Origin of the sequence: uncultured Granulicatella sp. (assembly GCF_963515615.1) — a bacterium.
Lineage (GTDB): Bacteria > Bacillota > Bacilli > Lactobacillales > Aerococcaceae > Granulicatella.
Genome location: NZ_CAUPZT010000051.1, coordinates 1 through 10,392, shown reverse-complemented (window position 1 = coordinate 10,392; position 10,392 = coordinate 1). Strand labels below are relative to the sequence as shown.

The 10,392-nt window shown below is 33.8% G+C and carries 13 protein-coding genes; 1 reads left to right on the top strand and 12 read right to left on the bottom strand.

Annotated features, from left to right (window positions below; genetic code table 11):
• The 5 genes from RYL55_RS07440 to RYL55_RS07420 all read right to left on the bottom strand — a co-directional run.
• The coding region (locus tag RYL55_RS07440; RefSeq protein WP_315008322.1) for a YSIRK-type signal peptide-containing protein at window positions 1–804 on the bottom strand (804 nt) is incomplete at its 3' end.
• 920 nt (window positions 805–1,724) lie between these two features.
• Window positions 1,725–1,958: a DUF2922 domain-containing protein gene (locus tag RYL55_RS07435; protein WP_315008320.1), complete on the bottom strand. Its 234-nt coding sequence runs from the start codon at window positions 1,956–1,958 to the stop codon at window positions 1,725–1,727.
• A 21-nt stretch (window positions 1,959–1,979) separates the two neighbouring features.
• Window positions 1,980–2,189: a hypothetical protein gene (locus RYL55_RS07430; RefSeq protein ID WP_315008318.1), complete on the bottom strand. Its 210-nt coding sequence runs from the start codon at window positions 2,187–2,189 to the stop codon at window positions 1,980–1,982.
• 85 nt (window positions 2,190–2,274) lie between these two features.
• On the bottom strand, window positions 2,275–3,039 hold the full coding sequence (locus RYL55_RS07425) for an N-acetylmuramoyl-L-alanine amidase (RefSeq protein WP_315008316.1): 765 nt from the start codon (window positions 3,037–3,039) through the stop codon (window positions 2,275–2,277).
• On the bottom strand, window positions 3,020–3,577 hold the full coding sequence (locus tag RYL55_RS07420) for a hypothetical protein (RefSeq protein ID WP_315008314.1): 558 nt from the start codon (window positions 3,575–3,577) through the stop codon (window positions 3,020–3,022). The genes RYL55_RS07425 and RYL55_RS07420 overlap by 20 nt, the downstream gene beginning before the upstream one ends.
• A 236-nt stretch (window positions 3,578–3,813) precedes the next feature.
• Between RYL55_RS07420 and RYL55_RS07415 the strand changes: the two genes are divergently transcribed.
• Window positions 3,814–4,509: a hypothetical protein gene (locus tag RYL55_RS07415; protein ID WP_315008312.1), complete on the top strand. Its 696-nt coding sequence runs from the start codon at window positions 3,814–3,816 to the stop codon at window positions 4,507–4,509.
• Between the two features lie 63 nt (window positions 4,510–4,572).
• On the opposite strand, the gene RYL55_RS07410 is transcribed toward RYL55_RS07415, so the two are convergent.
• Genes RYL55_RS07410 through RYL55_RS08480 form a run of 7 tightly spaced genes read right to left on the bottom strand, consistent with a single transcriptional unit; the run spans window position 4,573 to window position 10,386 of the window.
• Window positions 4,573–5,208: a V-type ATP synthase subunit D gene (locus RYL55_RS07410; protein ID WP_006703588.1), complete on the bottom strand. Its 636-nt coding sequence runs from the start codon at window positions 5,206–5,208 to the stop codon at window positions 4,573–4,575.
• Window positions 5,209–5,215: 7 nt separating this feature from the next.
• Window positions 5,216–6,592, bottom strand: coding sequence for a V-type ATP synthase subunit B (locus RYL55_RS07405; protein WP_315008308.1), 1,377 nt, complete (start codon window positions 6,590–6,592; stop codon window positions 5,216–5,218).
• Complete coding sequence (locus RYL55_RS07400) at window positions 6,585–8,366, bottom strand: V-type ATP synthase subunit A (RefSeq protein ID WP_315008306.1); 1,782 nt, start codon at window positions 8,364–8,366, stop codon at window positions 6,585–6,587. The genes RYL55_RS07405 and RYL55_RS07400 overlap by 8 nt, the downstream gene beginning before the upstream one ends.
• A gap of 31 nt (window positions 8,367–8,397) precedes the next feature.
• Window positions 8,398–8,709, bottom strand: a complete 312-nt coding sequence (locus RYL55_RS07395) for a V-type ATP synthase subunit F (protein WP_006703585.1) — start codon at window positions 8,707–8,709, stop codon at window positions 8,398–8,400.
• Window positions 8,699–9,700, bottom strand: coding sequence for a V-type ATPase subunit (locus RYL55_RS07390; protein ID WP_315008304.1), 1,002 nt, complete (start codon window positions 9,698–9,700; stop codon window positions 8,699–8,701). The genes RYL55_RS07395 and RYL55_RS07390 overlap by 11 nt, the downstream gene beginning before the upstream one ends.
• Before the next feature lie 11 nt (window positions 9,701–9,711).
• Window positions 9,712–10,293 carry a hypothetical protein gene (locus tag RYL55_RS07385; RefSeq protein ID WP_315008302.1) on the bottom strand — a complete coding sequence of 194 codons (582 nt, stop codon included), beginning with the start codon at window positions 10,291–10,293 and terminating at the stop codon, window positions 9,712–9,714.
• A 12-nt stretch (window positions 10,294–10,305) separates the two neighbouring features.
• Entirely contained in the window at window positions 10,306–10,386 is an 81-nt protein-coding gene (locus tag RYL55_RS08480; RefSeq protein ID WP_399545780.1) for a hypothetical protein, read from the bottom strand.
• Window positions 10,387–10,392 lie beyond the last annotated feature (6 nt).

Genomic DNA, 10,392 nt, shown 5'->3' with positions numbered 1-10,392 from the left:
ATTAGATGATTTTACATCTGTGTTTTCAGATTGGTATCCGTGAACGTATACTCTAAATTGATCGTTACCATCTAATACTTTGTATGATTTACCTGTAGCCGTAGCAAATTCACCGTTTTCTTTTCTTAACTCTGTTGAATTACTCGTATAACCTTCATCAGCAGAACGTAATTGAGAGCCTTTTGCTTCAATTTCTTTTCCATTACGTTCATCATTTTTCCCAGTATTGGCAATTGAATTTGATGCTGATACCGGTTCTGTATTATCTGCTTTTTTACCTACAGTTGCTTGTCCATTTGTAGTATCCACTGCTGGAGTTTCTTTTTTCTCCACTTGTTTTTTGCTAACTAATTTAGTAGCAGCTGTTGTTACTAATTTGTTGTAAGCTTTTGTTAATTCTTCTTGTGTTTTCGCATTTACAACAACTGATTTTGCAGCTTCTACTTCAGCTTTTAAGTTTGCTACAGATTCTTCTGTTTTTGAATCATATTTTCCTGATTCGATATTTGTAGTAATTTCTTTAATATAATTTTCTAATTTAGTTTTATCTAAAGAAGTAATTTCTTGTTTTTTAGTTTCTACAGAAGCTTCTGTTGCTTTTTCCTCTACTTTTTTAGGATTTTGCTCTCTTTCTTCTGTAGTTCTAGAATCTGTTTGAGCAGTGATTTCATTAGCTGAAACCATCCCCCCTGCTAAAAAGAACATTCCACTAGCAATCATTACACTAGCTACACCCTGTGAAAACTTACGAATTCCATAGCGCTGGAATCTCTTCATTGGTTTTTGATAATTATTTTTCCCCATTACATATCCCCTTATATAAAATTTTACATTGACAAACTATTTTTTGTTTGTTTAATTATAACACCAAATTCACATAACTTTTTCAAGTTTTATTCATTTTAACAATATATTTTATATATCATTCACAAATCTATAATTTTTTTGTATAAATTGTACACGATATTTCAAAGCAAAAATATTCTACACTAATTAACATTTAAACAAGCATTAATCCTATTTTCTACATAAAAACACCCTCGATGCCTCGAGGGTATCGTCAACTGCAATAGAGAGTTAGATTTCCCTATCTTAGTCTTCTTTTTCCTTTGTTAAAGTCGCTAGCCCTAATCCTGAAAGGATTGCAGTTACTGCTGCTCCAAAGAATGCGAAATCATTACCTGTATCTGTGTTTGGTAATTCTTGATAAGCTACTTTTTCTTGAGGTTCTGGTGCAAGAGTTGAATAATTTCTTATGTTTTCTTCTTATCGATTCTTCCCTTTCTCTCTATAATTGTGAATCTTCATATATCTCTATATTATGTCCGGATACATCGCAAATATACTATCTGCATTTATACTTAATAACAAAAATATTGTCCTTTATTTAGAAACACTTATTTATTATAATGTCTACTTTCAGCTTGTTTTGAATTTTTTCTAATCAAGAAAACACTTTATACCATTCCGTAATTCCTCACTTTTATTCCGTTAAATGTGCCATATTTTTTTGTATTTCGATTATTCATTACTATCATAATTTACTTTAAGTTTTGATTATTTTTAGCTATAATTAGCTCCCTCTTTTTAGAGTTATATTGATTAATTTCTATTATTTATCGAGAATTTCTTTGCTATTTTTTATAATTCTCTTTCTAAATTTACTATAACACAAAAAGTCGAAGAGTTTCCCCTTCGACTTCTTACGTTCGTTCTATTTCAATCTATTGTTCTGTTTTGAATACTTTTGTTACGGTACGATCCACATAGGATGCAGATACGATCCCTTCATACTCTTTCTTGCCTGCTTTTTCAAAAGCATGTGCATTGACGATTTTTTGCATGGCTGCTTTAATCGTTGCTTCATCCAAGTTTTCTACTGGGTTTGCAATCACCAAGTTTTTATGTTTTCCATCTGCGTTTTTGAAGACTAATGTTAATTCTTTTGTTGTTGTCATAGTTTTTCACTCCTTTTCTTATTAAGCAATTGTGTGACGGTAATGTGTTACAACTGTTACGTAGCTCACTGGATCTTTCATCAATGTTTTTAATGCTTCTCCAATTTCTTTTACTGCTTGTTCGTCAGCTGTTTCGACAAGGTTTGGTAAGCTTTTAATACGTTTTGCCTTTCCTTTTTCCTCATCCATATGAAATACTTCTAATGTTGCGTTTTGAAATACTTTTGCCATTTTCTTTTTCCTCCTGTTTGTGTTGTTTTTTGTAGTGTCATGACTTCCTACACTATATAAAGAATTTTCTCGATGATTTTTACCCCTATTCGTTTAATTTTTTATTGACGATTTCTTGAATGGCATCATAGTCATATCCTGCTTCTTCTAGGCGATGTTTTCGTTCTGCTCCATTTCCCCATAATCCTAGAATCACTTCCTTAGCTAGTGATTCATTTGAGGTAGTGGAATTATTATCGGTAAGTTCTGCATCTCCTTCATTTGCAGATGAGACTGTTTCTTGCAAGTTCTCATCCACTGCTTCAGTAACTACTTTAGGTTGAGTAATTGTTTCGAGCATTTCTTCTACTGTACTTCCTAATTGTGCCAACTCGTTCATTCGGATGACGAAATAGTTTTTAACACTTTCGGTTGTACCTCCATGTAATGCTAGACTTCTATGTGGGCATGAAGTCGGGACAAATTCATGATGAAGTCTTACCGTATCTGTTGTTATCGGTAGTCCATAATAGAGTAAATCTTCCGTTGCTTGCATAAGAGTAATGTCTTCATTTTCTAGAAATTCCTCATCTGAGACTTTCATACTTTCACAGACTTCATACCCAATCGAGCGAATATTACTCCACCAATCCCCAGTATGATAGGCAATATTATACGTATCTACTACTCTAACAATTGTGTTGCGATTACAATAATAATGTGCAATTCCTAATGATTTTTCACGGTATCTTAACCATTCAATATACTGCTCTGGCGTCATCGATCCAGCATCATTATGAATCACGACAAATTCAACTCCTACTAATCGTCCACTATTTTCCATTAATGTTTCATTGATTTTTTCCACCATTTGACTCTCCTCCTCGAATATATTGTTGATATTTCTTTTGAATGGCTTGTCGATCTCGGTAATATTTACTTTTACAACGTCCTTCGAGCTTGGCTAATTCCTTAATAGAATCAGATTGTTCTAAGAACAGCTCCAATGTTTTCTTCTGCCTTGGGGTTAGTACACTATAGAGTCCTTCCAAGAGTTCATTCATTTCCAACTGCCCTTGAATACTGGTGTCCTTCCCTAGCATAAATTCCAAGTTTTCATCACTACATTCTCGCATCTTTTGCTGATTTTCTTTTGAAAATTCTCGCAAACAAATCCAACTAAACCCTCGTTTAATATATGCAGCGTAAATATACCGTTGTTCTTCTAGAGGATTTCCTCCTAATTTTTGAAAAGTTTCTAACATTAAGATTCGTCCTAATTGTAATAAGTCTTGATATCCTGAATTTGTATTGGATACATGATATCCTCGTAATACTGAGTGTAATACTGGTTCGAATGTTTGAAGATATTCTTCACTCCAATCCGCTGACATTTTCCAATACTCCATACTCCTCTCTCCTTTGTCCTGTTCTACAAGATCTTGTTACTAAAACTGTATACTAAATACTGATTTCAAACAAAATTTGTTCTCGAATTTTTTAATACTAAATCCTTGTTTTTCAACATTATTCCCTAAAACAATTGTTTTTTTCATAGAAAATGTGATTTTATTCGCTTTTTAATTTATTTTTCACGGATTTTAGTTTATAATAAAATAAAAAAGCGTTTTCAGGAGGGTTTTATATGGTAAACACAGTCATAGATTTTAATCGTAGTTGTGATGAAAGTATTTTTGAAACTTGTATCCAACATCAAGTTCCTAAAATGACTCGAGATGTTGTGTTGCTTTACGATATTAGCGATCATCCACGAACCGACTGCAATAGTATCATTGTCACCTGTTCTGGTCAGTGGTATATCACACGTCAAACAACTTCTCAATTATTCCAATTATTACAAGATAACTCTCCTATTTCGTATATTCTTTCCAAAGAAATTACAAAAAGAGTTTCTCCCATCCGCAAAAAAATTCCTTATTGTTTTGACGATTTTCTCTATTTTCCTATTTATACTTTTTCAGAACATCATCATTGGTGTGGTTACCATCATTGTATCGACAAGAAAAAAGTCGGAGATTCGCTACACTTATACTTTGATCAATCATTAGAAATTATTTTACCTTCTAAATATTCTACCGCTATTATCCATACACAAACTTTTGATTCTCTTTTAGAGAGTTACAAAGCATTCAACATTTACTTCTATCAAACCTATCCTATGCATTATTCAGATACTAAAACACAACTTTCGATTACTCGTCTATGTCAGTTAATGATTCCAATTATTTTAGAATATATTGATAAAGTATCTCCAGATGAATTAGATGAAAAGACAAGGGAAGATGTCTTGAAGTATTTTATTGACCATCATGAGAAATAGATAAATAACAGCACAAAAAAACGAGCATCTTTATTTCAAGATGCTCGTTTTGATATTTCTTTATTATGATTTTTGACCCATATCTTTTACTTTCATAATACGAGTAATACTTGCACGTTCTTGTTCTTCTAACTTCATTTCAATATAGTAAATCGTTTCTTCTAATTGAGGAATCATACGATATTCTAAAGCATTTACTCTTCGACGTGTTTTCTCTATCTCATCAGCTAATAACTGACAAGTTTTTTCAATTTCTGTTAATGATAATAAATCAGGTAACACTGCAGAAATTTCTTCAATTGAATGATCAATTTCACTATTGGAGTTTAAATAACCATATTTAAAATCACTCTCTTGATTTTGTTCTACTACCGTAAAATTCATTTCTGGAACAGAAACACTCATAATATTTTTTTCTTGTAAATTCAATGTGACACTTTGTGGCGGAATTGCTACTAGTTCTTCAATAAAAGCTTCTTCTAGTGTTGCTTTTGCTAACACAAAACTTTTCATTCCTGCTGTTAAACGTTTTTCAACTTGATCACGTAATTCATTATTTTTACGAATTAACTCAATGAATTGTCTCATTAATTCATCTTGCTTATCTTTTAATAATTTATGACCACGAACAGAAACGGTTAATCTCTGTTTTAATTTCGACAATTCCATTCTTGTTGGTTTTACATTTAATCTCACCATTTAGGAATCACTCCCCTTTAGGTAAAAATTCATCAAGCATTTCATCCTTGATACGTTTTAATTCCGTACGAGGTAAAATTGATAGTAATTCCCAACCTAAATCTAATGTTTCTTGAATGGTACGATTCGTTTGGAATCCTTGGCTGATGTATTCTTTTTCGAATCGATCTGTAAATTCAACATATAATTTATCTGTTTTTGATAAAGCAGATTCCCCTAAAACGACTGCTAATTCTTTTGCTTGTTTTCCTGTTGCATAGGCAGCAAATAATTGGTTCATCGTTGAAGCATGGTCTTTACGAGTTTTCCCTTCACCTGAACCTTTATCTTTCAAACGAGAAAGAGATGGCAATACATTGATTGGAGGTTGAATCCCTTGTTTATCTAATGCACGATCCAAAATAATTTGACCTTCAGTAATATAACCTGTTAAGTCTGGAATTGGGTGTGTAATATCATCTTCAGGCATTGATAAAATTGGAATTTGAGTTACAGACCCTTTACGTCCTACTAAACGTCCCGCACGTTCATATAATGTCGATAAGTTTGTATATAAGTAACCTGGATATCCACGACGACCTGGAACCTCACGACGAGCTGCAGAAATTTCACGCAATGCTTCACAGTAGTTTGTCATATCTGTCATGATCACTAACACGTGCATGTCTTTTTCATACGCTAAATATTCAGCTGTTGTTAAGGCAATTTTAGGAGTCGCAATTCTTTCAATCGCTGGGTCATTCGCTAAGTTAATAAACATTACTGAACGATCAATCGCCCCTGTTTTACGGAAATCTTCCATAAAGTATTCTGCTTCGTCAAAGGTAATCCCCATCGCAGCAAATACTACCGCAAATTTTTCATCGCTATTTAACACCGTTGCTTGACGAGCAATTTGAGCTGCTAATTCTTTATGAGGTAAACCTGAACCAGAGAATACTGGTAATTTTTGTCCACGAACTAATGTATTTAAATGGTCGATTGCTGAAATCCCTGTTTGAATAAATTCATCCGGATAGTCACGAGAAACTGGATTAATCGCTTGTCCATTCACATCTAATGATGCTTCCGGTAATAATTCAGGACCACCATCAATCACATTTCCCATTCCATCAAAAATACGTCCCACCATATCTTCTGATACATTTAAGGATAAAGATTTCCCTTTAAAACGTACTTTGGAATCACGAATGTTAATGCCGCTAGGTCCTTCGAAAATTTGCACCATCGCTTTATCTTCATGAACTTCTAGTACTTGTCCATGACGAGTTTCTCCATTTTGTAATTGGATTTCTACTAACTCATCAAATTTAACGCCTTCTACTTGTTCAACCATCATTAGAGGGCCGACAACTTCACTAATCGTACGATATTCTTTAAGCATTTGTCATTCCTCCTTTTTGAATAGTTGCTTTAACATCTTCTTGAATTTGTTCTTTAATTGCTGTAAATTGTTCCATTTGACTTTCTGGAATATATTTTGAACGAGCAATACGGTCACGAATTTCTTCTGTTCCATCCATAATTTCTGCATAATAAGCTCCGACGCTCATCGCATGTCTTGCTTGTTCTTCAAATGTTAAAATTAAATCTAACATACGGTATTGTTTTTCACGAGAAGTGAATGTATCCACATCGTCAAATGCATTTTGTTGTAAGTAATCTTCACGAATTGATTTCGCAATTGTCATTGTTAAACGGTCTTTTTCAGACAATGACTCTAAACCAACTAAACGTACAATTTCTTCTAAGCTTGCTTCTTCTTGCAATGTTTGCATCGCATGTTGAACCATAGATGACCAATTTTCATGAATGTGTTCATCCATATATTTTCCAACTTCTTGATTGTATAAAGAATAAGAAGTTAACCAGTTCATAGATGGGAAGTGACGTTTTTGCGCCAATGTTGCATCTAATCCCCAGAATACTTTAGCAACACGTAATGTATTTTGAGTAACAGGCTCTGAAGTATCTCCCCCTGGAGGTGATACTGCTCCGATAGCAGTAATAGTACCTTCACGGCCTTCGCTACCTAAAGTAACGACACGTCCAGCACGTTCATAATATTCTGCAATACGGCTACCTAAGTAAGCAGGATATCCTTCATCCCCAGGCATTTCTTCTAAACGTCCTGACATTTCACGTAATGCTTCTGCCCAACGTGAAGTTGAATCCGCCATAATCGCAACACTGTATCCCATATCACGGAAATACTCTGCAATTGTAATCCCTGTATAAATAGAAGCTTCACGAGCTGCTACAGGCATGTTTGATGTATTCGCAATTAAAATTGTTCTTTCCATAATTGATTCGCCAGTTGTTGGATCAATCAATTCTGGGAACTCATTTAATACGTCTGTCATCTCATTTCCACGTTCACCACAGCCTACATAAACTACGATATCTACGTCAGACCATTTTGCAATTTGGTGTTGAACAACTGTTTTACCAGCTCCGAATGGTCCAGGTACAGCTGCAGCTCCCCCTTTTGTTACAGGGAAGAAAGTATCAATAACACGTTGTCCTGTTAACATTGGAACTTCCGTATTTTTCTTCACTTTAAATGGACGTCCTTGACGAACTGGCCAACGTTGAATCAGATTGAAAGATTTTTCTCCTTCTTCTGTTTCAATCGTATAAACCGTATCTTCAATACGATACGTTCCACTTGAAATACTTGTTAATGTTCCTTTTACTCCGTAAGGAACCATAATTTTATGTTGAACAACTTTTGTTTCTTGTACATACCCTACAATATCTCCAGCTTCAACAGTTTGTCCAACTGCTACTGTTGCGTGAAACTCCCATTCTTTTTGACGATCTAATGGGGCTACTACTGTTCCACGAACTAAAAAGTCACTGTTAGATACTTCTTTAAATGTGTTCAATGGACGTTGAATTCCATCAAACATTTGAGAGATGATTCCGGGAGCTAATTCAACAGAAAGTGCTTCTCCTGTTGTTGTTACTGGTTCTCCTGGTCCAATTCCAGACGTTTCTTCATAAACTTGAATAGAGGCAACGCCTTTACGCATCTCAATAATTTCACCAATCAGTCCAAGGTGACCTACATGACAAATATCTTGAATATTTGCATCTTCCATACCTTCAGCGGTCACTAATGGTCCTGATACTTTTACGATTCTTCCGCTCTTCACCGAAGTACCTCCTCTTTACTAATTTTACGAATTATAAAATGTTTTGACCTACAGCCTTTTCCACATTTTCTTGAATTCTTGATTTTCCAATGGATAATGAACCTTTATGATTTGGAATTAAAATGATTGCTGGTGAAACAACTGCATCATAGCGACGAATTGTTTCAGCAATTTCAGAAGCAATGGCTTCTGTGACATAAATAATTCCATACTCTTCACTTGCTAATCGATCAATCGTTTCTCTTGCTTCTAAACTTTCATGAGCAGGAAACACATCAAAACCAAGAATTTTGAAAGGAAGGACTGAGTCTTTATCTCCAACAACTGCAATTTTATGAGCCATAAACTGGTCGCATCCTTTCTCTTAATTGTTCTTCACTAAACCCATTATCAATTCCTACTAAAATCAATCGAATATTTTTCACTTCCATTTCACTAGCATGAATATAGGCAAGGGATGGATAAGGTCCAAAAGCATCAAATGTCGCATCTTTTAAATAACGATAAATACATTCATCTTTCAACAATTCTAATTTCAATACAGAAATGTTTTCTTGAGATAAAATGCTTTCTAATTCCTCTTTATAAGAAACACCATCAAACAATTGTAATAATGATGCCCAACCCAAGTCTTGGAATGTATCGATTAATTGCGTTTTCGATACCGTTCCTTCATTCGATAATACCGTTTGTAAAAAACTTCTTGATTGTTTTTGAGCGCTTGCTCGAATTAAAGTCGCAATATTTTCTAAATCAATCATTAAATTGACAAATTCAGTCACTTTATCATCTTGCAATTGACGTTCTAACATTCTTAAATGTTTAAAATAATACGTATCCATAAAAACATCCGCTGTTTCTAATCGCTCAAAATTTTCAAAATCTTCATAAGCTTCACGAACAGCTGTCACCATAACGCTAGGAACATCTTGAGAATCTCTAGTTTCTACTAATTGTTTTAATGTTGTTAATGAATAACGACCAATAGGTACTAATAAATGTGAAAAATCTTTTTTAGCAAATTTTTCTTTTAATAACACTTTTAAATTATGATACGTATAACGAATCGAAAAAATATCCAATAATTCAGGTGTAGGAGTTAATTCATATAATTCCTCATACTGTTGTTTTAAATGCTTCATTAATACCGCATCAAATTGCTTCGTTTGCAATAATTCATCCGTTTGAAAACCATAAGTCGTTTTTTGTAAAACTTCTAAAGCTTGTTGTAACTCTTTTGAAGCTAATAAACTATTCATGACATCTTTTGAAAGTAATTGTTGTTCCAAAATACGAACAGTAGTATTGATTCCTGAATAAGCTAAATCATTCATTGAAATCCCTCCTATCTTTCAAAAGCTTTTTTAGCTAACTCTGGTGAGTATTCTTGTTTTAAATCCTTTAATAATGCATCAAATAAATAGTTGTATTCAATTCCTGATTGTTGTAAAACAAAGCCAACTTTTTGTTTTAAAGTCGTTTGGGCCACTTCAACTTCAGAAGCATTCGTTAATTGATGAATATCTTCTTGTGATAATTGACTTGCTGTCGCTTCCCCTAATACTAAAGTAATCTTTTCTTGTTTAGGTAATTGAGCTACTGCCGATTGAATAAACTGTACTAATGTTACGCCACTCCATCCAGACATTAAGGAGTAAACTTCATCAAACACGCTATCGAGTAATCGTCTTTTTTCTTGTAAAATTTCTTTTTTACTCGCATTGACTAAAGATTGTTTTTCTTTATCCCAAAGTTGTTTTGCACGTTGTTTTAATTGAGTTTTTTTTGCCACTTCTTGTTCTGCTAGAGTTGCATTCATGACATTTGTACGTTCTTCTTCTTCTTTAGTAGCAACAGCCAATTGATGTGAGAAATCTTCTTCGACTTCTTTTAATACTTGTTGTTTTAGTTGCTCTAAATCTTTCAAACGTTCCAACTCCTAACCTAATTGATTGATAATTAAGAATGAAGCCAATAATCCTAAGATTGCATAAGTTTCAACCATGGCTGCAAAGATAATCCCTTT

Coding starts and splice junctions, on each gene's coding strand:
- RYL55_RS07435 (WP_315008320.1), bottom strand. CDS start 1,958: ATGACAACAACAAAAGAATTAACATTAGTCTTCAAAAACGCAGATGGA.
- RYL55_RS07430 (WP_315008318.1), bottom strand. CDS start 2,189: ATGGCAAAAGTATTTCAAAACGCAACATTAGAAGTATTTCATATGGAT.
- RYL55_RS07425 (WP_315008316.1), bottom strand. CDS start 3,039: ATGGTGGAAAAAATCAATGAAACATTAATGGAAAATAGTGGACGATTA.
- RYL55_RS07420 (WP_315008314.1), bottom strand. CDS start 3,577: ATGGAGTATTGGAAAATGTCAGCGGATTGGAGTGAAGAATATCTTCAA.
- RYL55_RS07415 (WP_315008312.1), top strand. CDS start 3,814: ATGGTAAACACAGTCATAGATTTTAATCGTAGTTGTGATGAAAGTATT.
- RYL55_RS07410 (WP_006703588.1), bottom strand. CDS start 5,208: ATGGTGAGATTAAATGTAAAACCAACAAGAATGGAATTGTCGAAATTA.
- RYL55_RS07405 (WP_315008308.1), bottom strand. CDS start 6,592: ATGCTTAAAGAATATCGTACGATTAGTGAAGTTGTCGGCCCTCTAATG.
- RYL55_RS07395 (WP_006703585.1), bottom strand. CDS start 8,709: ATGGCTCATAAAATTGCAGTTGTTGGAGATAAAGACTCAGTCCTTCCT.
- RYL55_RS07390 (WP_315008304.1), bottom strand. CDS start 9,700: ATGAATGATTTAGCTTATTCAGGAATCAATACTACTGTTCGTATTTTG.